Origin of the sequence: Salinarimonas chemoclinalis, assembly GCF_041514305.1 — a bacterium.
Classification (GTDB): Bacteria; Pseudomonadota; Alphaproteobacteria; order Rhizobiales; family Beijerinckiaceae; genus Salinarimonas; species Salinarimonas chemoclinalis.
The window spans coordinates 159,851-183,229 of the sequence record NZ_JBGMWH010000007.1 but is presented as its reverse complement, the minus strand read 5'-3'; the positions used below and the strand labels follow the sequence as shown (position 1 = coordinate 183,229).

23 protein-coding genes, 1 tRNA gene and 1 pseudogene are annotated in these 23,379 nt (G+C 71.6%); 13 read left to right on the top strand and 12 right to left on the bottom strand.

Translation table 11 applies throughout. The annotated features are described in order from the left end of the window. Window positions 1-9: 9 nt before the first annotated feature. Window positions 10-84, bottom strand: a tRNA-Gly gene (locus tag AB9M23_RS13690). 191 nt (window positions 85-275) lie between these two features. Between AB9M23_RS13690 and AB9M23_RS13685 the strand changes: the two genes are divergently transcribed. From AB9M23_RS13685 to AB9M23_RS13665, 5 genes are all read left to right on the top strand, one after another. Then, window positions 276-857, top strand: coding sequence for a prolyl-tRNA synthetase associated domain-containing protein (locus AB9M23_RS13685; protein WP_372425111.1), 582 nt, complete (start codon window positions 276-278; stop codon window positions 855-857). A 102-nt stretch (window positions 858-959) separates the two neighbouring features. Further along, entirely contained in the window at window positions 960-1,892 is a 933-nt protein-coding gene (gene trxA, locus AB9M23_RS13680) for a thioredoxin (protein WP_372425110.1), read from the top strand. A gap of 104 nt (window positions 1,893-1,996) precedes the next feature. Beyond that, on the top strand, window positions 1,997-2,671 hold the full coding sequence (locus AB9M23_RS13675; RefSeq protein ID WP_372425109.1) for an LON peptidase substrate-binding domain-containing protein: 675 nt from the start codon (window positions 1,997-1,999) through the stop codon (window positions 2,669-2,671). Window positions 2,672-2,687: 16 nt separating this feature from the next. After that, window positions 2,688-2,918 (top strand): Trm112 family protein, encoded by a 231-nt coding sequence (locus tag AB9M23_RS13670; protein ID WP_372425108.1) that lies wholly within the window; start codon window positions 2,688-2,690, stop codon window positions 2,916-2,918. 103 nt (window positions 2,919-3,021) lie between these two features. After that, window positions 3,022-3,306 (top strand): hypothetical protein, encoded by a 285-nt coding sequence (locus AB9M23_RS13665; RefSeq protein WP_372425107.1) that lies wholly within the window; start codon window positions 3,022-3,024, stop codon window positions 3,304-3,306. A gap of 27 nt (window positions 3,307-3,333) precedes the next feature. On the opposite strand, the gene AB9M23_RS13660 is transcribed toward AB9M23_RS13665, so the two are convergent. Further along, window positions 3,334-4,284 (bottom strand): DMT family transporter, encoded by a 951-nt coding sequence (locus AB9M23_RS13660; RefSeq protein WP_372425106.1) that lies wholly within the window; start codon window positions 4,282-4,284, stop codon window positions 3,334-3,336. A 41-nt stretch (window positions 4,285-4,325) separates the two neighbouring features. Here AB9M23_RS13660 and AB9M23_RS13655 point away from each other — a divergent pair, with 41 nt between their 5' ends. After that, on the top strand, window positions 4,326-5,189 hold the full coding sequence (locus tag AB9M23_RS13655) for a type 1 glutamine amidotransferase (RefSeq protein WP_372425105.1): 864 nt from the start codon (window positions 4,326-4,328) through the stop codon (window positions 5,187-5,189). A gap of 28 nt (window positions 5,190-5,217) precedes the next feature. Here the strand turns inward: AB9M23_RS13655 and AB9M23_RS13650 are convergent, their stop codons facing one another. From AB9M23_RS13650 to rpsA, 10 genes are all read right to left on the bottom strand, one after another. Continuing rightward, the gene (locus tag AB9M23_RS13650) at window positions 5,218-6,960 is read right to left on the bottom strand and encodes an ABC transporter permease (protein ID WP_372425104.1); all 1,743 of its coding nucleotides are present in this window, start codon (window positions 6,958-6,960) and stop codon (window positions 5,218-5,220) included. A 2-nt stretch (window positions 6,961-6,962) separates the two neighbouring features. Next, window positions 6,963-7,922 (bottom strand): ABC transporter substrate-binding protein, encoded by a 960-nt coding sequence (locus tag AB9M23_RS13645; protein ID WP_372425103.1) that lies wholly within the window; start codon window positions 7,920-7,922, stop codon window positions 6,963-6,965. Beyond that, window positions 7,919-9,031 carry an ABC transporter ATP-binding protein gene (locus AB9M23_RS13640; protein WP_372425102.1) on the bottom strand — a complete coding sequence of 371 codons (1,113 nt, stop codon included), beginning with the start codon at window positions 9,029-9,031 and terminating at the stop codon, window positions 7,919-7,921. The genes AB9M23_RS13645 and AB9M23_RS13640 overlap by 4 nt, the downstream gene beginning before the upstream one ends. A gap of 120 nt (window positions 9,032-9,151) precedes the next feature. Further along, window positions 9,152-9,964 (bottom strand): phosphodiesterase, encoded by an 813-nt coding sequence (locus tag AB9M23_RS13635; RefSeq protein ID WP_372425101.1) that lies wholly within the window; start codon window positions 9,962-9,964, stop codon window positions 9,152-9,154. Beyond that, window positions 9,961-10,962, bottom strand: coding sequence for an ABC transporter ATP-binding protein (locus AB9M23_RS13630; protein WP_372425100.1), 1,002 nt, complete (start codon window positions 10,960-10,962; stop codon window positions 9,961-9,963). Before AB9M23_RS13630 ends, AB9M23_RS13635 begins: the two co-directional genes overlap by 4 nt. Continuing rightward, the gene (locus tag AB9M23_RS13625) at window positions 10,959-11,810 is read right to left on the bottom strand and encodes an ABC transporter permease (protein ID WP_372425099.1); all 852 of its coding nucleotides are present in this window, start codon (window positions 11,808-11,810) and stop codon (window positions 10,959-10,961) included. Before AB9M23_RS13625 ends, AB9M23_RS13630 begins: the two co-directional genes overlap by 4 nt. Beyond that, window positions 11,807-12,619 carry an ABC transporter permease gene (locus AB9M23_RS13620; protein ID WP_372425098.1) on the bottom strand — a complete coding sequence of 271 codons (813 nt, stop codon included), beginning with the start codon at window positions 12,617-12,619 and terminating at the stop codon, window positions 11,807-11,809. Before AB9M23_RS13620 ends, AB9M23_RS13625 begins: the two co-directional genes overlap by 4 nt. A 77-nt stretch (window positions 12,620-12,696) precedes the next feature. Next, window positions 12,697-13,719 carry an ABC transporter substrate-binding protein gene (locus AB9M23_RS13615; RefSeq protein ID WP_372425097.1) on the bottom strand — a complete coding sequence of 341 codons (1,023 nt, stop codon included), beginning with the start codon at window positions 13,717-13,719 and terminating at the stop codon, window positions 12,697-12,699. After that, window positions 13,716-14,813, bottom strand: a complete 1,098-nt coding sequence (locus AB9M23_RS13610) for a LacI family DNA-binding transcriptional regulator (protein ID WP_372425096.1) — start codon at window positions 14,811-14,813, stop codon at window positions 13,716-13,718. Before AB9M23_RS13610 ends, AB9M23_RS13615 begins: the two co-directional genes overlap by 4 nt. Window positions 14,814-15,088: 275 nt before the next feature. Then, the gene (gene rpsA, locus AB9M23_RS13605) at window positions 15,089-16,789 is read right to left on the bottom strand and encodes a 30S ribosomal protein S1 (protein ID WP_372425095.1); all 1,701 of its coding nucleotides are present in this window, start codon (window positions 16,787-16,789) and stop codon (window positions 15,089-15,091) included. Window positions 16,790-17,304: 515 nt separating this feature from the next. Here rpsA and AB9M23_RS13600 point away from each other — a divergent pair. The 7 genes and pseudogenes from AB9M23_RS13600 (at window position 17,305) to AB9M23_RS13570 (ending at window position 23,374) form a co-directional block, all read left to right on the top strand. Then, the gene (locus AB9M23_RS13600) at window positions 17,305-18,498 is read left to right on the top strand and encodes an ABC transporter substrate-binding protein (protein ID WP_372425094.1); all 1,194 of its coding nucleotides are present in this window, start codon (window positions 17,305-17,307) and stop codon (window positions 18,496-18,498) included. A gap of 62 nt (window positions 18,499-18,560) precedes the next feature. Beyond that, entirely contained in the window at window positions 18,561-19,424 is an 864-nt protein-coding gene (locus AB9M23_RS13595; protein ID WP_372425093.1) for an ABC transporter ATP-binding protein, read from the top strand. Further along, window positions 19,421-20,125, top strand: coding sequence for an ABC transporter ATP-binding protein (locus tag AB9M23_RS13590; RefSeq protein ID WP_372425092.1), 705 nt, complete (start codon window positions 19,421-19,423; stop codon window positions 20,123-20,125). The genes AB9M23_RS13595 and AB9M23_RS13590 overlap by 4 nt, the downstream gene beginning before the upstream one ends. A gap of 6 nt (window positions 20,126-20,131) precedes the next feature. After that, a complete protein-coding gene (locus tag AB9M23_RS13585; RefSeq protein WP_372425091.1) occupies window positions 20,132-21,145 on the top strand; it encodes a branched-chain amino acid ABC transporter permease in 1,014 nt (337 codons plus the stop codon). Then, window positions 21,142-22,479: a branched-chain amino acid ABC transporter permease gene (locus AB9M23_RS13580; protein WP_372425090.1), complete on the top strand. Its 1,338-nt coding sequence runs from the start codon at window positions 21,142-21,144 to the stop codon at window positions 22,477-22,479. The genes AB9M23_RS13585 and AB9M23_RS13580 overlap by 4 nt, the downstream gene beginning before the upstream one ends. 55 nt (window positions 22,480-22,534) lie before the next feature. Further along, a pseudogene (locus AB9M23_RS13575) lies at window positions 22,535-23,011 on the top strand (HIT family protein); the annotation flags it as partial. Between the two features lie 3 nt (window positions 23,012-23,014). Next, the gene (locus tag AB9M23_RS13570) at window positions 23,015-23,374 is read left to right on the top strand and encodes a TA system antitoxin ParD family protein (RefSeq protein ID WP_372425089.1); all 360 of its coding nucleotides are present in this window, start codon (window positions 23,015-23,017) and stop codon (window positions 23,372-23,374) included. The last annotated feature ends 5 nt before the right edge of the window (window positions 23,375-23,379 follow it).

The following is a 23,379-nucleotide window of genomic DNA, read 5'->3' as shown; positions in this document are numbered from 1 at the left end:
AGGAGAATTTGGAGCGGGCGAAGGGATTCGAACCCTCGACCCCAACCTTGGCAAGGTTGTGCTCTACCCCTGAGCTACACCCGCTCGCTCCGGACCGCGGGGCGCGCCCGCCGTCGAGGCCGGTGATATGAACCACCCGAAAACGGATTGCAAGCGGAAAAATGCGGGCTGCGCGGGACGCCCCGGGAGGCGCGCGCGGGGAGGGGTGGGGAGGCGCCTCCGGGTTCGTCGCGGACCCTTGAGCCTCTCCCCCCGGATCGCGTAGAACCGGCGGCATGGACGACACCGCCCCCCTTTCCTCGGCCCCGCCTCCTCCCGCGACGCCGCTCGACCCGCCGGCGCTGTTCGCGCTCCTCGATCGCCACGGCACGCCCCACCGCACCGTGGCGCACGAGGCGGTGTTCACGGTGGCGCAGTCGCAGGCGATCGAGCGGGATCTGCCCGGGGGGCACACCAAGAACCTCTTCCTCAAGGACAAGAAGGGCAGCCTCTTCCTCGTCACGGCGGAGGCGCACGCGGCGGTGGACCTGAAGCGGCTGCACGGTCCGCTCGGTGCGGCGAGCCGGCTGTCCTTCGGCTCGGCCGACCTGCTGCGCGAGACGCTGGGCGTCGAGCCCGGCTCGGTGACGCCGCTCGCGCTCGCCAACGACCGGGCGGGGCGGGTGCGCTTCTTCCTCGACCGCACGCTCGCGGCCTGCGACACGATCAACGTCCATCCGCTCGTCAACACGATGACGACGACGATCCCGACGCCGGCGCTCGTCGCCTTCCTCGCCGCGATCGGTCATCCCCCGACGCTCGTCGACCTGCCGGCGCCGCCGGACGCCGGGGCGACCGTCCAGGCGGGCGCACCCTAGGGAAATTCCTCTGGCGGCCCAGAGCGTCGCACCCCATCTTGAGCCCCAGACCCGCGGGCCGCGCGACGTGCGCCCGCAGACCCGAACCGGAGCCGAAGCCACATGCTCTCAGACGCGATGAACCCGGGCGGCGGCCTGCCCGAGAGCGCCCCGGCGGACCTGATCAAGGACGCGACGACGGCGAGCTTCCGCGAGGACGTGATCGCCGCGTCCATGCGCACGCCCGTCCTGGTCGATTTCTGGGCGCCGTGGTGCGGCCCCTGCAAGCAACTGACCCCCGTGCTCGAGAAGGCGGTGCGCGCCGCCAAGGGCAAGGTGAAGCTCGTCAAGATGAACATCGACGAGCACCCGGCCTACTTCCAGCAGATCAGCCAGGCGCTCGGCGTGCAGTCGATCCCCGCCGTGATCGCCTTCGTCCAGGGCCAGCCGGTCGACGGCTTCATGGGCGCCCAGCCCGAGAGCCAGATCAAGGCCTTCATCGACAAGCTCTCGGGCGCCGCCGGCCCCTCGCCGATCGAGCAGGCGCTGGAGGAGGCCGCGACCCGCGCGGCCGCCGGGGACGCGCAGGGCGCCGCCGAGCTCTTCGCCGCGGTGCTGCAGCGCGAGCCCGACAACATGGTCGCGCTGGGCGGCATGGCGAAACTGCACGTCGACATGGGCGACCTCGAGGGTGCCGAGCGCGTGCTCGCCATGGCCCCGCCCGAGAAGGCCCAGGACCCGGCGCTCTCCCCCGCCCGCCTGGCGATCGAGCTCGCCCGCCAGGCGGCGGCGCTCGGCGACGCCGCCGAGCTCGAGGCCCGCGTCGCGGCCGACCCGGACGACCACCAGGCCCGCTTCGACCTCGCGCTGGCGCTCAACGCCCGCAACGCCCGCGTACGCGCCGCCGAGGCACTGGTTGAAATCGTGCGCCGCGACCGTAGTTGGAACGAGGACGGGGCCCGCAAGCAGCTCGTGGAGTTCTTCGAGGCGTGGGGTCCCAAGGACGAGGCAACCCTGGCGGGCCGGCGCAAGCTCTCCTCGGTCCTCTTCCGCTGAGATCGCGGGCTCCGAGATCGCGGGCTTTCGCGATCGCGGCGGGGCGGCCGGCGCCGACCGTCGGAACACCAGAGCGCGGGGTAACCGGACATGGGTGAGCGGACATGGCGATGAACGCCACATATCGCGGGCCGCAGGACTGCCCGGGCACGTTCCCCGTGTTCCCGCTGCCCGGCGCGCTGCTGCTCCCGCGCGGGCAGATGCCGCTCAACATCTTCGAACCGCGCTACCTCGCGATGGTCGACGACGCGATGCGCACGGACCGCATCATCGGCATGGTCCAGCCGGACGCCGAGGCGGGCGGGCAGGGCGGCGCGCCCCGTCTCTACGGCATCGGCTGCGCGGGCCGGATCACCCAGCTCGCGGAGACCGGCGACGGACGCTACCTGATCACGCTCACCGGCATCGCACGCTTCCGCGTCGTGAGCGAGCTCTCCGCGATGACGCCCTACCGCCAGGTGGAGGCGGACTTCGCGCCCTTCGCGCAGGACTTCACCGCCCGCGCCGGCGAGGACGCGGTCGACCGCGAGGGCGTCCTGCGCACGCTGCGCCAGTTCGTCGAGGCGATGGAGGTCGAGGTCGACTGGCGTGGCGTCGAGCAGGCGCCGAACGAGGCGCTCGTGAACGCCCTGTGCATGATGACCCCCTTCGGCGTGCGCGAGAAGCAGGCGCTGCTCGAGGCCCCCGACCTGAAGAGCCGCGCCGAGGCGCTGATCGCGCTCACCGAGATCGAGATCGCCCGCTCGGGCGACGACGACGGCGAGCCGACCCTGCAATGACCGTTCGAGGGACACCATGACCGACGAGACCCCCGCCCCGTCCGCCGGCCCCGAGGAGGCGGGCGCGGCCGCGCTGCTGGCCATCGACCCCAAGCTCCTCGAGATCCTCGTCTGCCCGTTGACCAAGGGCCCGCTCGAGTACGACAAGGCCGCCCAGGAGCTGGTCTCCCGCCAGGCCAAGCTCGCCTACCCGATCCGCGACGGCATCCCGATCATGCTGCCGGAGGAGGCGCGCCCGCTCGGGTGAGGGGCGGGGCCTGTCCTTCGCCGGCTTTGCGTCTCGTCAATGCGCCGGGGCGCGGACGGGTGTATTCTCCTCGAAAATCAACGATGAACCGAGGAGACGACCCATGATCAGCCTGATCGACGCCATCGGCCTGTCGGACCTCACCGAGGAGGAGATCGCCGCGCTCGCCGAGCACGAGCACGTGCCGGAGATGGTCGCCGCGACGCTGGGCGCCTACCTGCTGCACGAGGCCCACGGCCCCGAGCGCATCCGCGACATGATCCTCGACGACGTGCGCGCCGCCGTCCGCCGCAGGGACGTCGGCCACGCCCGGCAATTGATGGGCGCGCTGCGCCATTTCCTGGCCGAGCACCCGGAGGCGGCGCTTCGCCCGCACGACGGGGCGTGAGGGGCCCGCGCCTCTGCCTGCCGGCTCTCAGCGCCCCTTGCCGCGCTCCGCCAGCGCGATGCCGCCGAGCACGAGGGCGAGCGCGGCGGCGTGGTAGAGCCGGAAGGGCTCCGACAGGATCGCCACCGCCAGCATCGCGCCGAACACCGGCACGAGGTTGACGAACAGCCCCGCGCGGCCGGGCCCGATCAGCTCGACCCCGCGCATGAAGCACAGCTGCGCGATCAGCGAGGGGAACAGCGAGACGTAGGCCAGGATGAGCCAGCCCTCCGGCCCCGGCCAGAGGACGCGGCCGGTGGCGATCTCGAAGCCGAGCAGCGGCAGCGAGGTGAGGAAGGCGATCGCCGCCATCGCCGTGAAGAAGGCGAGCTGCGGCATCGCCGGGCGCGCGCGCAGCGCCAGCGTGTAGCCGGCATAGGCGAGGCTCGCGACGATCATCAGCACGTCGCCCGGGTTGAAGGAGAGCGCCATCAGCGCCGCGAGGCTCCCCTGCGCCGCCACCACGGCGACGCCGGCGAGCGTCACCACCATGCCCGCGATCTGGAGGGGCGTGATGCGCGTGCCGTAGACGACGAGCGCGCCGACGAGCACGACGACGGGAATGCCGCCCTGGATGATGGTGAGGTTCACCGCGCTCGTGTAATGCGCCGCGACGTACATGAGCGAGTTGAACGCCGTGAAGCCGATCGCCGCCATCAGCGCGATGCGCCGCCAATGCGCCCGGATCGTGGGCCAATGCGCGACGAGGTCCCGGCGCGCCAACGGGGCGAGGATCGCCACGACGAGAAGCCAGCGCAGGGCCGTGAGCGCCATCGGCGAGATCTCGCCCACCGCGAGGCGCCCGGCGACCGCGTTGCCGCCCCACGACAGCGCCGTGATCGTCAGGAGCAGGTAGGCCCGGCCGGAGGCGCCCGCCGGCAGGCGGGACGCTCTCGCCGCGGGCGTCTGCGCTTCATTTCGCTTGCGGGCGTCCGCCATTGCGCTATGTCACCGCGTCTCACGGGAGCGTTCGTCAACTCATGGCTCTACGGTTTCTCGTCGTCGAGGGCAACGCGCGCGCCGAGCGCGAGATGCACGAGCGGGTTTTCGGAACCACCTATGCGGCCGGCTATGCCGCCCTGGTCGGGGCGCTGGTGCCCGGCTCGGCGTGCGAGATCGTCTGCCCGGCGGACGCGGACGCGCACCTGCCCGATTCCGGCGGGCTCGAGGGCTGGGACGGCGTCTTCCTCACGGGTTCGGCACTCAACCTCTACGACGGCGGGCCGGCGGTGACGCGCCAGATCGACCTGATGCGCGCGGTCTACGCCTCGGGCACGCCCGCCTTCGGCTCGTGCTGGGGTCTCCAGGTCGGCGCCGCCGCCGCGGGCGGCACGGTGGTGCGCAACCCCGCCGGCCGCGAGGTCGGCTTCGCCCGGCGTATCGTTCCGACCCCGGCGGGCCGGCAGCATCCCATGCTCGCCGACAGGCCCGCCGCCTACGAGGCGCCCGCCGTGCATCTCGACATCGTCGAGACCGCGCCCGAGGGCACGACCGTGCTCGCCGGCAACCGCCTCGCGCCGATCCAGGCGGCCGAGATCCGCCATGCGGGCGGCCTGTTCTGGGGCGTGCAGTATCACCCGGAATTCTCGCTGTCCGAGCTCGCCGCGATCGTCGATCGGCTGGCCGAGCCGCTGACCCGCGAGGGCTTCTTCGCCGATGTTCCCGGCGCGCGCGCCTATGCGGCGGACCTGCGCGCGCTCGACGCCGATCCCGCCCGCTGCGACCTCGCCTGGCGCCACGGCATCGACGCGCAGGTGCTCGATCCGACGCGCCGCACCGCCGAGATCACCCGCTTCGTCGCGCACGCGGTGGTGCCGACCAAGGCCGCGCGAGGCCGCCGGTGAGGCCGCCGGGGCCGATCTCGGCCTCCGCTCACCCCGCGAATGCGCCGCCGCCGCCCCGCGCGAGCCGGAGGTTGACGGCGAGCAGGATGCCGGACGTGATCGCGATCGCGATCACGCTCATCGCCATGCCGGTCTGCACCGACCCCTGCTCGAACTGCGAGAAGACGTAGGTCCCGACCGTGCGCATGCCCGCCGGAGCGAGCATGATCGAGGCGACGAGCTCCCGCGATGCGATGGCGAAGACGAGCATCATCGCCGCGATCAGCGAGGGCGCCATCAGCGGCAGGGTGATGTGGCGCATGGTGCGCGTCCGGCTCGCCCCCGACACCCGGGCCGCGTCGTCGAGCGAGCCGCTGATCTGGCGCAGGCGCGCGACCGCGTACCGGATCGGGTACGGCAGGAGGATGCCAACGTACGCCACGAGCAGGATCGCCGCCGTGCCGTAGAGCGTCAGCGGCAGGAAGGGGCTGTTCCACGCCAGGATGACGCCGACCGCCAGCACGATCGCGGGGATCGCGTTGGGCAGGACGGACAGCCCGTCCATCACGGCGCGCCCGCGCCCGGTCCCGCGCACGACGATGTGCGCGACGACGCCGCCGATCAGCGCCGTCGCGAAGGCGGTGGCGACGGCGAGCCAGCCGCTCGTCGCGAGCGCCTGCGCGGCCCGCGACCCCGGCGAGAGGATCGGCGCGTAGTGGCGCAGGTCGAGATTGCTCCAGGCCAGCCCGCCGGAGATCGTGCCGAGCATCGAGGTCGCGACGATGGCCGCGAGCGGGATCACGACCCCGACCGCCGCGACGAGGCCGAACAGCGCCAGGACCGGCCAGCGCCACGGCCCGAGCCGCGCCTTCTCGACCACGGCGGGCTTGCCGGTCTGGCTGACGTAGGAGCGCCGGGTCGCGATCCAGTTCTGCAGCACGAAGGCCGCGAGGACGAGCGCCATCAGCATCACCGATCCCACCGCCGCGCCCGACAGGTCGATCGGCCAGTCCGACAGCCGCGTGTAGATGCCCGTGACGAGGACCTCGAAGCCCGTCCGGGCCGCGAGCGCGGCGGGGGTGCCGAATTCCTCGATCGACAGCGCGAAGACGATCAGCAGGCTCGCCGCGATCGCCGGGATGCTCAGCGGCAGGGTGACGAGGAAGAACGCCCGCCAGGGGCCGGCCCCGTGGACGCGCGCCGCGGCCGCGAAACGTCCGCCGACGGCCTCGACGGCACGCGAGACCGCGAAATAGACGAGCGGGAACAGGTTGAGCGTCATCACGAAGGCGACGCCGACGAAGGTGAAGAGGAGGTCGCCGAGATCGACGCCGGTGAACTGCTCCAGGTAGCCGCGGGGCTGGAGGGTCATCATCCAGGCGATCGCGGCGATGAAGGGCGGGATCAGGAAGGGGACGAGGAACACCACGTCCCAGATCCGCGCGCCAGGCACGTCGAAGAGGCCGCGCAGGATGCCGATCGGCAGGCCGAAGACGACGCATCCGACGAGGACCGCGCCGGCGAGGAGCAGCGTGTTGCGCGCCTGCGTCAGGAGGCGGTCGTTCTCGGTGAGGATCGCCAGCCGCGAGAACGGCTCCGCCAGCGATCCGCGGGCGAAGTCGGGGAAGACCGCCTGCAGGAGGATGAACAGGACCGGGATGCCGACGAGCACGAGGAGCGCGAGCGCGGCCGCCGCGGTGACGACGTGCTCGGACCGGGGGAGCCGGCCGAGGATTCGATCGGTGCGTGCGACCCCGGCCGGAGGGCCGGGATCGATCGGTCGGGTGCGCATGCTCAGCGGCGCACGACGGTCTCGTCGAAGCGGGCGAGGATCTCGTCGCGGCGGGCGGAGACGGCATCGGCGTCGGTCTCGATGACCTTCAGCTCGGCGATGCCCGGGCGCAGCCCCTCGACGTCCGTGCGCGCCGGCATCAGGTAGGTTTGCGCGACGAGCATCTGGCCCTGCTCCGACAGCACGAAGTCGACGAACGCCTTCGCCGCATCGGCATTGTCGGTCGACTCGAGGATCATGATCGGGCGCGGCGCGATCACCGTGCCGCTCTCGGGCAGGACGACCTCGATGGTCTCGCCGCTCGCCGCCTGACCATAGCTGATGTAGTCCACGGCGCCGAACACGACCGCCTTGGCGCCCTGGAGGACGGGGTTCAACGCCGCGGCGTTCGGGCCGGGGACGATCATGCCGTTCTCGGCGAGATCCGCCATGAGGGTCCAGGCCTCGTCGCCCATCGACGCCTCGAGCCCGGCGACGAGATCGAAGGCCGAGCCGGACTGCGCGGGGTCGGGCATGGTGACGAGATCGCGGTACGCCTCGTCCGTCAGGTCCGACCAGTCGCTCGGGCGCGGCGTCCCGCTCTGCGTGTTCCAGGCGATCGCCAGCGCCGAGACGCCCTGGGCCGCGTAGTGGCTGTGCTTGAGGAAGTCGGGGATGGTCTGCGCCTGCGGCGAGACGTATTCCATCAGGAGCCCGCGCGCATGCATGTCCTCCGCGGAGCTCCAGCTCGCGGAGACGACCACGTCGGCCTGCGGGTTGGCTTCCTCCGCCTCCAGGCGGGCCATGACCTGGCCGGTCGTGCCCTGGAAGACGTCGACGGCGATGCCGGTCTCGGCGCGGAACGCCTCCGCCAGCGCGTCCGCGAGCCCGCCCGGGCCGGCGGTGTAGAAGGTCAGCGTCTGCGCCTGGGCGGAGACGGCCCCGAGCCCGAGCGACGCGACGAGGATGGCCGTGCGGATCATGATGCGTGTCCTTCTCGTAGTGGTTGCGATGTTTGCGGGAACAGGCGCAGGCGCGCGCGGTCCAGGGCGAGGGCGATGCGGGCGCCCGGCCGGGCCGGCGTATCCGACGGACAGACGAGACGGCGTTCGCCCGACCCGAGCTCGAGATGGAGGAGGTAGCGGTCGCCCTGGAACTGGCAGCGCGCGACCCGCGCCTCGAGCGGGCCGTCGGCCGCGGGGCCGACGGCCGTGCGCGGGATCAGCAGCTGCGCGGGGCCGTCGGCGCAGGCCTCGCCCGGCGTCTCGACGCAGATCGCGCCGGTTCCGCAACGGAACCGGCGCGCCGACACCTCGCCGTCGATCAGCGCGCCGATGTTCAGGAACCGCGCGACCTCCGGCGTCGCGGGATCGGTGAAGAGCGTCTCCGGCGTATCGAGCTGGGCGATCGCGCCGTTCAGCATCACGGCGACGCGGTCCGCGATCGTGAAGGCCTCGGCGTGATCGTGCGTGACGTAGACCGCCGACAGTTTCAGCTCGCGCAGCAGCGCCCCCATTTCGAGGGCGAGGCTCTCGCGCAGCTCGCGATCGAGATTGGACAGGGGCTCGTCGAACAGCACCAACGGAGGCTCCGCCACGATGGCGCGCGCCAGCGCCACCCGCTGCTGCTGCCCGCCCGAGAGCGTTCCGGGATCGCGCTGCGCCAGATGCGCGAGCCCGACCCGCTCGAGCGCGCCCATCGCGCGCCCGCGCCGCTCGCCGACGGCGACCCCGCGCATGCGCAGGGGGAACGCCACGTTCGCCAGGACGCTCAGGTGCGGCCAGAGCGCGTAGTCCTGAAACACCATCCCGATCCCGCGCGCCTCGGGCGGCAGGCCGTGGCGCTCGCCGTCGGCGACGAGGACGCCGTCGATCGACACCCGTCCGCTGCTGGGAGCGAGCAGTCCCGCGGCGATCCGCAACAAGGTCGTCTTGCCGCATCCCGACGGTCCGAGAAGCGCCAGGACCTCGCCGCGCGCGATGGTGAGGTCGATACCCCGCAGGACGGGTGCGTCGAAGGACTTGCCGACGCCGCTGGCCTCGAGGGCCCAGGCGCCCGTACGACAGCGATCGTCGGCGGCGATGTGTTCCATGCGGGCCCCGAGCACGACCGAACGCCAAGCCGCATCGGATATCGGAGCTGCGCAACGTTTCGATGACGGCGCCGCGGAATTCGGGCTCGGACCGTCGTGCGTCTCGCGCGGAGCCCGCCGTCACGACCCGACGAGCCGTCCGCCCTCCGTGAAGAAGGGGTGCGGCCCCGGGAAGGGGCCGACGAACGAGAGGTGGGTGACGAGACGGCCCCCCGAAACCGCGTGCAGCAGAACGCCCGGCGGGTCGAGATGGAAGGTCGACGGCGCGTCGGGCGCGAGATCGAGCGTCACCGCGTGGGCCGGCGAGGGTGCGACGATCACCGGCGCGTCGCCGAGCCGACCGACGATCATGCGGTGGATGTGCCCGCACAGGATCGCGAGCGGCGCCGGCCCGGCGGCGAGGGCCGCCTCGAGCCGATCGACGCCCGCGAGGCCGATCGCGTCCATGTGCGCGATGCCGGTGCGAATCGGTGGGTGGTGCATCACGAGGAGGGTCGGCGCGTCGCTCTCCGCCAGGCGCTCCGACAGCCAGCGCGCCCGCGTCTCGTCGATCGCGCCGCCGAGTGCGCCCGCGACCCGCGTGTCGAGAAGGACGATGCGGACGTTCCCGACGCGGGCGACCCAGCCGACGTCGGGCACGGGCGCGCGCATCCGGTCCGCGCACGCCACCCAGAAGGCGTCCCCGTCGTGATTGCCGGGGATCGGCAGCCACGGCATCGCCAGGCGATCGAGCTCGGCGCGCGCCACGGCGTATTCGGACGCCGTCCCCAGGTCGACGAGGTCCCCCGAGACGACCACCGCGTCGGGCCGGGGCGCGAGCGCGTTCAGGTGATCGACGGCGCGCGCCAGGAAGCCGCGGGTGTCGACGAGGCCGTAGGCGAGGGCGCCGCCCTCGCGGATGTGCAGGTCGGAGAGCTGGGCGACGAGGGTCAAGACGGTCGGGGCTCCGGCATGGGCTGCGTGGGAAAGGTCATCACCCGGCTCTCGTCGACGAGGACGCCGATCGCGTCGCCGGGCGCGAGGCGGCGCACCTCGTGGTCGAGGACGCGGATCGGCCCGGCCTCGCTGTCGAGGGTGACACGGGTCGTCGCCCCGAGATAGGTGGTCGACACCACGCGGGCGGCCAGGCCCTCGCCCGGGGGAACGAGCCGCATGTGCTCGGGACGCACGAGGCGGATGCGTCCGTCCCCGTCGGGCAGGCGGTTCGTCTCGCCGAAGAAGGTCGCGACGAAGAGGTTCTCGGGGCGCTCGTAGACCTCGCGCGGCGTGCCGATCTGCTCGATCCGCCCGGCGCTCATCACCACGATCCGGTCGGCGATCGCCATCGCCTCCGCCTGGTCGTGGGTGACGTAGACGGAGGTGACGGAAAGCTCCGCGAGGAGCGCGGCGATCTCCTCGCGCAGGGTCTCGCGCAGGCTCGCGTCGAGCGCCGTCAGCGGCTCGTCGAGAAAGAGCGCGCGGGGCTCGGCGGCCAGCGCGCGGGCGAGGGCGACGCGCTGGCGCTGCCCGCCGGAGAGCTGGTCGATGCGCCGCGCGCCGAGCGCCTCGATGCGGCACAGGCGCAGGTAATGCGCCGCGCGCGCCTCCCGCTCGGCACGCGAGACGCCCTTCAGGCGCAGGCCGTAGGCGACGTTCTCGGCCACGCTCATGTTGGGGAAGAGCGCGTAGGACTGGAACACCATGCCGACGTCGCGCCGCTCGATCGGCAGGTCGGTGACGTCGTCCGCGCCGAACAGCACGCGCCCGCCCGGATCGGGGCGGTCGAGGCCGGAGAGGATGCGCAGCATGGTCGTCTTGCCGCAGCCCGAAGGCCCGAGCAGGACGAGCCGCTCGCCGGGCTCGACGCCGAGATCCGTGGGATGCAAGGCGCGCGTGCCGTCGCGATGGGTGCGGGCGCAGGCCCGCGCCTCGATGCGGGTCGGGCCGATCATCGCGGCGCCCTCCCGCCGGGCGCGCCGAGGCCGCCGAGCCATTGGATGGCGACGAGGAGGGGTATGATCATGACGAAGAACACCAGCGTGTAGGCGGAGGCGACCTCGAGCCGCATCGAGGCGTAGGCATCGGCGAGGCCGACGGGCAGCGTCTTTGTCAGCGGCGTGTGCAGCATCCAGGTGAGGTTGAACTCGCCGACCGACAGCGTCGTCACCATGAGCGAGCCCGCGAGGATCCCCGGGCGGGCGTTGGGGACGATCACCTCGACGAAGCGCCGCCACGGCCCGGCGCCGAGCGAGGCGGCGCCCTCCTCCAGCGTGCGCGCGTCGATGGACTGGAGGTTGGCCGCGACCGCGCGCACCATGAAGGGCAGCGTGAACAGCACGTGACCGATCAGGATGAAGACCCAGGACCTGCGCAGGTCGCCCACCCCGCCCCAGACCAGGATCATGGCGAGCGCGATGGCGAGGCCGGGCACGGCGATCGGCAGGGTGAGGAGTTCCTCGATCGCCCGGCCGATGCGAGAGGGGTTGCGCACGAGGAACCAGGCCGCGGGCACGCCGAGCACGAGCGTCGTCGCCAGCGTCGCCAGCGCGAGGCCGATCGTGAGGACGAGGGTGTCGGAATACAGCGCCAGCACCTCCCCGACCCAGCGCAGCGTGAGGCCGGACGAGAGGCCGCGGAAGTAGTTGACGGTGACGCCGGCGAGCATCGAGAGGATCGCCGGCAGGATCAGGAAGCTCGCGATGGCGAGCGTCAGCGCGAGGCCGGCCGCGAAGGAGAGGCGCGAGCCGTAGCCCTCCCGTCGCCGCGCCGGCGTCTCGTCGGGGAACGGCGTGCCCGTCATCCGGCGGCCGCCACGCCGGCGCCTCCGAACGCGCGGGCGACGAGGAGTGCCGCCCAGGTGACGAGGCCGAGCACGATGGCGAGCGCGCCGGCGGTGGCGAAGTTCGCCTGCAGCGTGAACTCGGTGTAGATCAGCATGGGCATCACGTCGATGTTCGTCGCCAGCGTGAAGGCGGTGCCGAAGGCGCCCATCGCGGTCGCGAAGGCGATGGCGCCGGCCGCGACGAGGGCGGGCTTCAGAGCGGGGAGGGTTACGTCACGCAGGACGTGCAGAGGCGTCGCCCCCAGCGAGCGCGCGGCCTCCGGCAGCGCCGGGTCGATGGTTTCCACGCCCGACATCACCGTGATCAGCACGCGCGGCAGCGAGAAGTACAGGTAGCCCGCGAACAGCCCGGCCATGGAATAGGCGAAGACGATCTTCTCGCCGATCATCGCATCGCTCACCTGCCCGACGAGGCCCTGCCGGCCCGCCAGGAGGATGATCATGAAACCGATCACCACCCCGGGGAAGGCGAGGGGGAAGGTCAGCATCGCGACGAGCAGCCCGCGGCCGGGAAAGCGATGGCGCGCCAGGAACAGCGCGGCGGCGGTGGCGAGGACGAGCGTCGCGACCGTCACCGCCGTGGAGAGCGCGAGGGTGGCGAGCATCACGTCGCGATGGCGCGGATTCGTGACGACGGAGAGGTAGGCGCCCAGCCCCTCCGGCCCGGAGGCGCCCACGAGCGCGAGGCGCGCCATCGGCACGAGGAAGAAGGCGAGCGCGAACAGCCCGGCCGGCAGGATCAGGAGGAGGTCGAAGCGGGTGCGCATCGCGCGGCTCTCGGCGAAGGGTTCGGGAGGGCTCGCGGCGGAGCCCTCCCGGATGGCGATGGATCAGCGGACGTTCGTCAGCGCACTTCGGCGAGGTAGCGCTCGCCGAAGGCGGCCTGGACCCGCTCCATCTCGGCGTAGTCGACCGGCGTCGCGCGCTCGTACTCGGAGGCCGGCAGGAAGCGCGCCGCGACGTCCTCGGGCAGCTCGATCGGGCGCGCGGGGCGCAGGTAGGCGTTCGTCCAGATCGCCTGGCCTTCGTCCGACATGATGAAGTCGAGGATGCGCTTCCCGTTCTCGGCGTTGGGCGCGCCCGCGACGAGGCTCATCACGTAGGGCACGACCACCGAGCCCTCGCAGGGGAGGACGAACTCGAAAGTGCCCTCCTCGGTGTACTTGGCGCGGTAGGCGTTGAAGTCGTAGTCGAACAGGATCGGGATCTCGCCCGAGACGACGCGGGCGTAGGACGTCTGCTTGGGAACGATCGGGTCGTTCTCGGCGAGGCGGGAGAAATAGTCGATCGCGGGATCGAAGTTCGACAGGTCGCCGCCGAAGGCCTGGTTCACCGCCACCGCGCCGGCATAGCCGACGAAGGCGGAGGAGGGGTCGAGGTAGCCGACCATGCCGCGATACGCGGGATCGAGCAGGTCCTCGAAGCAGGCGGGCACCGGCGCTCCGCCGAGGGCGTCGACGTTGACGAAGAGCCCGAGCGTGCCCTGGTGGATGGTGAACCAGCGGCCTTCCGGATCCTTGAGGCCGTCGGGGATGTCGTCGAAGCCGGCGGGCATGTAGGGCTCGACCACGCCCTCGGCGCCGGCCTTGATGCCGGTCGTCACGCCGTAATAGGCGACGTCGGCCACCGGGTTGCCCCGCTCGGCCAGGAGCTGAGTCAGGGTCTGGCCGGAATTCTTGTTGTCGTGGGGCACGACGAGGCCGAGCTCGGTCTCGATGGCGGAGAGCATGGACGCCCAGTCCGCCCATTCGGGCGGGCAATTGTAGCAGATCGCGTCGGCGGCCTGCGCCGAGGGGGCGGACAGCGCGAGGAGCGCGCCGGCGGCGAGGCTCGCGGCGAGGTTCGCCTGGAGAAGCTTGCGGGTCATCTGGGGCTCCGGTTGGGCTTCGTTGGTCTGAGGACGTGCGCCGATCCGGCTCGCAACGGATCGGCATCCGCGCGGGCGGCTGCGAGCGTGCCCCCCTCGAGGAACGTGTGCGGCAGGATCAGCTGGCGGGGCGGCCCGCCGGCGATCAGGCCGAAGAGGAGATCGACGGCGGCCTCGCCCATGCGGCGCGCCGGCTGCGCCACCGTCGCGAGGCTCGGCTCGGCGATGCGCGCCATCGGCATGCCGTCGAAGCCGACGACCGAGAGGTCGCCCGGCACGGCGAGGCCATGGCGCCGCGCGGCCGCCACCGCGTGGAGGCCCAGCAGGTCGTTCGAGCAGATCAACGCCGTCGGTGCCGCGAGCCGCCCGATCAGGTCGCCGAGTGCGGCCTCGTAGGCCTCGTCCTGCGCGTCGAAGGGGATCTCCACCGCGTCCCAGGCCGGCAGCCCGGCCGCCGTCATGGCCGCGCGATAGCCCTCGTAGCGGGCGCGCGAGCGGTCGGACGAGGCGAACGCGCCGCCCAGGAAGGCGATGCGGCGATGGCCGAGCGCGATCAGCCGCGCGGTCGCCTCGAGCAACGCCGCGCGGCTGTCGACCGTCGCGAGCGCGAACGCGGGCGGGCCGGCGTTCGGCTCCGGCTGGTTGTAGGCGAGCACGAAGGGGACGCCCTGGCCGGCGACCGCGGCGATCCGATCCGGTCGCGTGTCCGTGAGGGTGAGGACGAGCCCCTCGACGCCGCGGGCCACCAGCGTCGCCACGACGTCGAGTTCGCGCGCCGGGGCGTAGCCGGAGCTCGCGATGATGGTCGAGAAGCCCCGCTGCGCGGCGGCTCGCTCGATGCCTTCGAGCGAGCGCGCGAAGATCGGGTTCGAGAGGGTCGGCACGAGGACGCCGATCGCGCGGCTCGCGCCCGAGCGCAGCGACCGCCCGGCGGCGTCCGGCATGAAGCCGAGGACCGCGATGGCCTCGCGGACCCGGGTCGCCGTCTGCGGGGCGACGGCGCCGGACCCGTTGAGGACGCGAGACACCGTGCCGACGGCGACACCCGCCGCCTGGGCCACCTCCCGGATCGTCGCCTTCTTCCGCCTCGACATGTCGCCGCCTATGGAACCGTTTCCATAGACGACCCTACGCCGTCCGGGTGACGCCTGGATGACGCTTCGGACGCTCCGGCCCCCGCGATGCCGGGCGCGTCGATCGAGCGGCGGTCGCGCAGGCGAGCCCCCGAGACGAGCGAAGGCCCGAGACGAGAGAAGCCCCGAGACGAGAGAAGCCCCGAGACGCGAAAAGCCCCGCGCGAGGGACGCTCGCGCGGGGCTTCTTCGCGTGGTCGAGGCCAGCCGCCGCGCCGGGGCGCGGCGGCGTCGGCTCACTTCTTCTCGCGGGCCTTGAGGGCGGCGCCGAGGATGTCGCCGAGCGAGGCGCCCGAGTCGGTCGAGCCGAACTGGGCGATCGCCTCCTTCTCCTCGGCCATCTCGAGGGCCTTGATCGACAGCTGGACGCGGCGCGCCTTGCGGTCGAACTGGGTGACGCGCGCGTCGAGCTTCTCGCCGGGGGCGAAGCGCTCGGGGCGCTGGTCGGCGCGGTCGCGGGCGAGTTCGGCGCGGCGGATGAAGGTGCCGAGATCGGTGTCGACGATCTTCACCTCGATGCCGGCCTCCTTCACCTCGACGACCTCGCAGGTGACCACCTGGCCCTTGCGGATCTCGCCGGCGTCCGCGAAGGGGTCGCCCGCGAGCTGCTTGATGCCGAGCGAGATCCGCTCCTTGTCGACGTCGACGTCGAGGACCTGGGCGCGCACCATGTCGCCCTTCTTGAACTCCTCGATCACCTGCTCGCCGGGACGGTTCCAGTCGAGGTCGGAGAGGTGGACCATGCCGTCCACGTCGCCCTCGAGGCCGATGAACAGGCCGAACTCGGTCTTGTTCTTGACCTCGCCCTCGACCTCGGTGCCCGGGGGATGCGCCTCGGCGAAGGCGTCCCAGGGGTTCTGGAGCGTCTGCTTGAGGCCGAGCGAGATGCGGCGCTTGACCGGATCGACCTCGAGGATCTGGACCTCGACCTCCTGGGAGGTGGAGACGATCTTGCCGGGATGGACGTTCTTCTTCGTCCAGGACATCTCGGAGACGTGGATCAGCCCCTCGATGCCCGGCTCGAGCTCGACGAACGCGCCGTAGTCCGTGATGTTGGTCACGCGGCCCTTGAAGCGGGCGTTCACGGGATAGCGGGCGGCGATGCCCTCCCACGGATCGGCGAGCAGCTGCTTGATGCCCAGCGAGATGCGGTGCGTCTCGTGGTTGATCTTGATGATCTTGACCTTCACCGACTGGCCGATCTGCACCACCTCGGACGGATGGTTGACGCGGCGCCACGCCATGTCGGTGACGTGCAGCAGGCCGTCGATGCCGCCGAGGTCGACGAAGGCGCCGTACTCGGTGATGTTCTTGACGACGCCCTCGATGACCTGGCCTTCCTCGAGGTTGGCCACCAGCTCCGAGCGCTGCTCGGCGCGGCTCTCCTCGAGCACGGTGCGGCGCGACACCACGATGTTGCCGCGGCGGCGATCCATCTTCAGGATCTGGAACGGCTGCGGCACGCCCATCAAGGGGGTGACGTCGCGCACCGGGCGGATGTCGACCTGCGAGCGCGGCAGGAACGCCACGGCGCCGTCGAGGTCGACCGTGTAGCCGCCCTTGACCTGGTTGAAGATCATGCCGGAGACGCGCTCGTTGGCCTCGAAGGCCTTCTCGAGCTTCACCCAGCTCTCCTCGCGGCGAGCCTTCTCGCGCGAGATCACCGCCTCGCCGAGCGCGTTCTCGACGCGGTCGACGTAGACCTCGACCTCGGAGCCGACCTCGATCGGCTCGTCCCGGCCGGGACCCATGAATTCCTTGAGGGCGACGCGCCCCTCGGTCTTGGCGCCGATGTCGATGACGGCGACGTCCTTCTCGATCGCGACGACCTTGCCCTTGACGACGGAGCCCTCGGCCACCTCGTTCTGCTGGAAGGACTCCTCGAGCAGGGCCGCGAAATCCTCGCGGCTGGGCGCGTTCTGCATGGAAGCGGACATTCAATCTCCTAGTGCCCTCGTCGGGCGTGCACCGGCGGGCTCGTGCTGCGTTGCGCCACCTACCGCCGCACCCGGGGGCGCGCGCTCTCGCGAAACCCGTCGGGCTGCCGCTCCTGCTTCATCAGGGAGCGGGCCGGCGCGACGACGGCGGGCGGTGACGATCTCTCGTCCGCGCGAACCGTCCGAGACGGTCCCGCGCCGGCGCGGGCGCCCTGCGGGCGGGCGCGACGCCGGACGGGTCCTCGCGGAGGTCCTCACGGATCGCGGCGTCTTAACGGAAAACACCTGGACAGGCAAGGCGCGGGCGTGCTCTTGCGTGCTCTCGGGCGCGACGGGCGGCGGCCGGGGCGCGGCTCCGGCCGTCCCGCCGCCGCGTGGTGCGAAAAACCGGGAGAATCCGGGCGTTGCGCCGTAGCGCCGGGCGAAGCCTTGCATTAGGACTGTTCCCGACCCCGTCGGAGCGCGTGGGAACGGCCGATGCCCGGCGGGAGAGAGAAACGTATGGGAGAGCCAACATGAAGAAGCTCATTGCGGCCACCGCCTTTGCCGCGCTGGTGACGGCGCCGGCCCTGGCGCAGGACGACGGCATCCCCGTCGGCATCATCCTCGGCTTCACCGGGCCGCTCGAGTCGATCATGCCGAACATGGGCAACGCGGCCGAGCTCGCCTTCACCGAGGCGTCCGAGTCCGGCCAGCTCCTCGGCGGGCGGACGCTGAACGTGATCCGCGCCGACTCCACCTGCATCGACGCGGCCGCGGCCACGGCGGCGGCGGAGCGCCTGATCACCTCCGACGAGGTGGTCGCGCTGATGGGTCCGGACTGCTCGGGCGTCACGACCGCGGTCGTCAACAACGTCTCCGTGCCCAACGGCGTACCCACGATCTCGCCGTCGGCGACCTCGCCGGCGCTGTCGACGATCGAGGACCAGGGCCTGTTCTTCCGCACGGCGCCGTCCGACGCCCGCCAGGGCCAGGTCATCGCCGAGCTCCTGAACGAGCGCGGCGTGAACCAGATCGCCGTCACCTACACCAACAACGACTACGGCAAGGGCCTCGCCGACTCGTTCGCCGCCGCCTTCGAGGCGCTCGGCGGCTCGGTGCTGATCTCCGCCGCGCACGAGGACGGCCGGGCCGACTACTCGGCCGAGGTGGGCGCGCTCTCCGCCTCCGGCACGGACACGCTCGCCGTGTTCGGCTACGCCGACGGCGGCGGACGCGGCATCGTCCAGGCCTCGCTCGACACCGGCGCCTTCGACCAGTTCGTCTTCGGCGACGGCATGTTCGGCGAGAGCATCATCGAGGCGATCGGCTCCGAGCTCGACGGCCGCGTCATCGGCGCGGTCCCGGGCACGGACAACGACGGCGCCCGGATCTTCGCCGAGATGACCGCCGGCTCCTCCGTCGACTCCACCGGCACCTACGCCGGCGAGAGCTACGACGCGGCGGCGCTGATCGTGCTCGCCATGCAGGCCGCGGGCGAGGCCACCCGCGCCGGCATCGCCGCCAACGTCATGAGCGTCGCCAACGCGCCGGGCGAGCAGATCGGCCCCGGCGAGATCGCCCGCGGGCTCGAGATCCTCGCCGGCGGCGGCGAGATCGACTACGTCGGCGCCACCGGCATCGAGCTGATCGGGCCCGGCGAGGCCTCCGGCTCGTACCGCATCTTCGAGATCGACAACGGCGAGATCGTCACGCTCGGCTTCCGCTGATCGCGACCGCGCGCCGGCCCGGGCCTTCCGCCCGGGCCGGCGTCGCTCGGAGCACCGCATTCATGATTCGCGTCGACGACCTGCATCTCGGCTTCGGCGGCATCAAGGCCGTGAACGGAGCGAGCCTGGAGATCGCCAAGGGCTCGATCACGGGGCTGATCGGCCCCAACGGCGCCGGCAAGACGACGTTGTTCAACGTCATCGCCGGGCACTACACGCCGACCGCCGGCCGCGTCACCCTCGACGGGCAGGACGTCACCGGCCTTCCCCCCCACGAGCTCTTCCGCCGCGGGCTCCTGCGCACCTTCCAGATCGCCCACGAATTCTCGACGCTCAGCGTGCGCGAGAACCTGATGATGGTGCCGCCCCGGCAGTCGGGCGAGACGCTCTGGAACACCTTCTTCCGCCGCGGACAGATCGCCGCCGAGGAGCGGGCCCTGTGGGAGAAGGCGGACGAGGTGCTGCACTTCCTCCACCTCAACCACGTCGCCGACGAGCTGGCGGGCAACCTCTCCGGCGGGCAGAAGAAGCTGCTCGAGCTCGGCCGCACGATGATGGTCGACGCCAAGATCGTCTTCCTCGACGAGGTCGGCGCGGGCGTGAACCGCACGCTGCTCAAGACCATCGGCCACGCCATCGAGCGGCTCAACCGCGAGCGCGGCTACACGTTCTGCATGATCGAGCACGACATGGACTTCATCGGGCGCCTGTGCGACCCCGTCATCGTCATGGCCGAGGGCAAGGTCCTGACCCAGGGCCACCCGGACGTGGTGCGCGCCGACGAGCGCGTGATCGAGGCCTATCTCGGCCGCGGGCTGAGGAACCGGCGCAGGGAGCCGGTCGGGCCCGACGCGCCGGCGGCCCGGTCGGCGGCGACCGCGGGGAGCACGGGAGAGCCCGCCGCCGACCCGGGAGCACCGGCATGAGCTTCCTCTCCGGTGCGCACATGACCGGCGGCTACGGCGGCGCCGACATCCTGCACGATTGCACGATCGGCGTGGAGAAGGGCGAGATCGCCGTGATCGTCGGCCCCAACGGCGCCGGCAAGTCCACCGCCATGAAGGCGATCTTCGGCATGCTCGGCCTGCGCCAGGGCACGGTGACCCTCGATGGCCGCGACATCGGCGGTCTCTCCCCGCAGGAGCGGGTCGTCGCCGGCATGGGCTTCGTGCCGCAGACGAACAACGTCTTCCGCGCGCTCACCGTCGAGGAGAACCTCGAGATGGGCGCCTACATCCGCACCGACGACCCGCGCGAGACCATGGAGCAGGTCTACGGGCTGTTCCCGATCCTGCGCGAGAAGCGCCGCCAGCCGGCGGGCGAGCTCTCCGGCGGCCAGCGCCAGCAGGTGGCGGTGGGCCGGGCGCTGATGACGAAGCCCAAGGTGCTGATGCTCGACGAGCCCACCGCCGGCGTCTCGCCCATCGTCATGGACGAGCTGTTCGACAAGATCCTCGACGTCGCCGCCACCGGCATCGCCATCCTGATGGTCGAGCAGAACGCCCGCCAGGCGCTCGAGATCGCCGACAAGGGCTACGTCCTCGTCCAGGGCCGCAACCGCTACACCGACACCGGCGCCGCGCTGCTGGCGGACCCCGAGGTCCGCCGCACCTTCCTGGGAGGCTGACGACCCGTGGAGAGCTTTCTCAACGCCCTCGTGGTGCTGGCGAACTTCGTGCTGATCCCCGGGCTCGCCTACGGCGCGCAGCTGGCGCTCGGCGCGCTCGGCGTGACGCTGATCTACGCGGTGCTGCGCTTCTCGAACTTCGCCCACGGCGACCTGATGGCCTTCGGCACGATGGCCACGATCCTCGGCACCTGGTGGCTGCAGTCGATGGGCGTCGGCTTCGGGCCGCTGCCGACCGCGCTGCTCGTCCTGCCGCTCGGCATCCTCGCCGCGGTGCTGCTGGCGCTGGGCACCGACCGGGTGGTCTACCGCTTCTACCGCCAGCGGCGGGCGGCGCCGGTCGTGTTCGTCATCGTCTCCGTCGGCGTGATGTTCATCTACAACGCGCTGGTGCGCTTCTTCATCGGCGTCGAGGACCGGCGCTTCGAGGACGGCGAGCGTTTCGTGATCCGCCCGCGGGAGTTCCAGGAGTTGACCGGCCTCGCCGAGGGGCTGGCGCTGCGCACGAGCCAGGTTCTCACGGTGGTCGTGACGCTCCTGGCGGTGACGGCGCTGTTCTGGTTCCTCCAGCGCACCCGCACCGGCAAGGCCATGCGCGCCTTCTCCGACAACGAGGATCTGGCACTGCTCTCGGGGATAGATCCCAAGCGGGTGGTGTTGATCACCTGGGCGCTCGCGGCGACGCTCGCGACGCTGGCGGGCGTGCTCTACGGCCTCGACAAGAGCTTCCGGCCGTTCAACTACTTCCAGCTCCTGCTGCCGATCTTCGCCGCGGCCATCGTCGGCGGCATCGGCAAGCCCTTCGGGGCGGTGATCGGCGGCTTCGTCGTCGCCTTCTCCGAGGTCGGGCTCACCTACGCCTATCGGCGCGTGCTCGGCCACGTCGTGCCGGAGGACTGGATGCCGAGCGGGCTCGCGCAGCTCCTGTCGACGGACTACAAGTTCGCCGTCTCCTTCATCATCCTCGTCCTCGTCCTCCTGCTCCGACCCACCGGCATCCTGCGGGGGCGCGTGATATGAGCCTGTCCGTCAAGACCGTCGTCTGCTTCGCCGCGATGGCCGCGGCGCTCTTCGCCGTGGGCGTCTTCCAGAGCTGGACGCTGGCGCTGGCGATCCTCAACCTGTCGCTGATCTCGGCGATCATGGCGCTGGGCGTGAACATGCAATGGGGCTACGCCGGCCTGTTCAACGTCGGCGTCATGGGCTTCGCGGCGCTGGGCGGCATCGCCGCGGTGCTGGTCTCGATGCCCCCCGTCCCGGGCGCCTGGGCGGCGGGTTCCTGGAACCTGCTCTTCGCGGCGCTCGCTCTCCTGGGCACCATCGCCGCCGCGATCGCCGTGCGGCGCATGCTGCCCAAAGGACCGCACAAGGGCCGGCGCACGGCGGCGACGATCCTCGTCGTCGCGGTGGGCTACTTCGTGATCCGCTATTTCGGCGACCAGGCCACCGACGCGATCGAGGGCTACGATGCCGCCGCGACCGGTTATCTCGGCGGGCTCGGCCTGCCGATCCTCCTCGCCTGGATCGTCGGCGCGCTGTTCGCGGCGGGCGCCGCCTGGCTCATCGGCAAGGTGGCGCTGGGGCTTCGCTCGGACTACCTCGCCATCGCGACGCTCGGCATCTCCGAGATCGTGATCGCGCTCCTCAAGAACGAGGCTTGGCTCACCCGCGGCGTGAAGAACGTCAGCGGCCTGCCCCGCCCGGCGCCGTACGAGATCGACCTCCAGCGGGAGGCCTGGTTCGTCGATCTCGCCGCCGATCTCGGCATGCGCGCGACGACGCTCTCCTCGGTCGCCGTGTCGCTCGTCTACACCGCGCTGTTCGCGACCGTGCTGATCGTCCTCGTGGTGCTCGCCGAGCGGGCGCTGAACTCGCCCTGGGGGCGGATGATGCGGGCCATCCGCGACAACCGCGACGCGGCCGCCGCCATGGGCAAGGACGTCACCCGCCGCCACCTGCAGATCTTCGTCATCGGCTCGGCGGTGGTGGGGCTGGCGGGCGCCATGCTGGTGACGCTCGACGGCCAGTTCACGCCCGGCACCTACAATCCGCTGCGCTTCACCTTCCTGATCTGGGTGATGGTGATCCTCGGCGGCTCGGGCAACAACCTGGGCGCCGTGCTCGGCGCCTTCGTGATCTGGTTCGTCTGGGTCCAGGCCGAGCCCGCCGGCCTGTGGCTTATGAACACGCTCACCGCCGGCATGGAGCAGGGCGACGCGCTGCGCCGGCACCTGCTCGATTCGGCGCCGCACCTGCGCCTCTTCCTGATGGGCGTGATCCTGCTCACGGTGCTGCGCTTCTCGCCGCGCGGCATCCTGCCGGAGAAGACCGGGGTCGCACGGCCGCCGGTGTGAGAGGAGGGAGTTCGATGACGACGGGCGACCGCACGATTCCACGTGCCTCTTCTGCCGCATCGCGCGCGGGGAGATCTGGGCGAGCATCGTGCACGAGGATGCGCGCCTCGTCGCCTTCCTCGACATCAAGCCGATCCGGCCCGGTCATGTGCAGATCGCCCCGAAGGCGCATTACGACACGCTCGAGGTGCCGCCGCCCGATCTCGCGGCCGAGATCCTCGTCCTCGGCCAGCGCCTGGCGCGGGCGATGAAGCGCCTCTACGGGGTGGACCGGTTGGCGTTCCTGTTCTCGGGCGGCGACAGCGCGCACGCCCACGCCCTTCTCGTGCCCATGCACGAGAAGACCGGACATCACCTCGCGCCGCTACATCGTCGACGCCGCGCCGACCTTCGGGAGCCTGCCGCGGGCGTCGTCGGAAGAGCTCGCCGAGACCGCGCGCGCGCCGCGCGACGCACTGGAGGGGGAGGGCGACGTGGCTCGCTGATGTTGACGTTCGGGTGGCGAAAGGCTACCTTTTGCGTTCGGAGGTGACCCATGGCTCGATCGGTGAAGTTCGCAGACGACGCATTCGTCGACGATGCGCGCGCGGCTGCCGAGATTCAGAGCAGGTCCCTCGCCGGCCAGATAACGCACTGGGCGCGGATCGGCCGCGCCATCGAGCGATCGGGCGGCATGGACCACGTGACGCTTTCTCGGGTGCTCGCGGGCGAGCTCGAGACGACTGCTCTCAATGCGGAGGAGAGAGCGGTCTGGGCGGACCGGTTTCTCGCGAAGATGTCCGAGCCCGGTATCGGCGAGGAAGCATTCTTCGCGGAACTGCGCGCGAGCGGCAGGGCCGTCGGTCTCGATCCTTCCGGGAGAATCGTCTACGCGGAAGCTCGGCCTGAAGAATGAGCCCC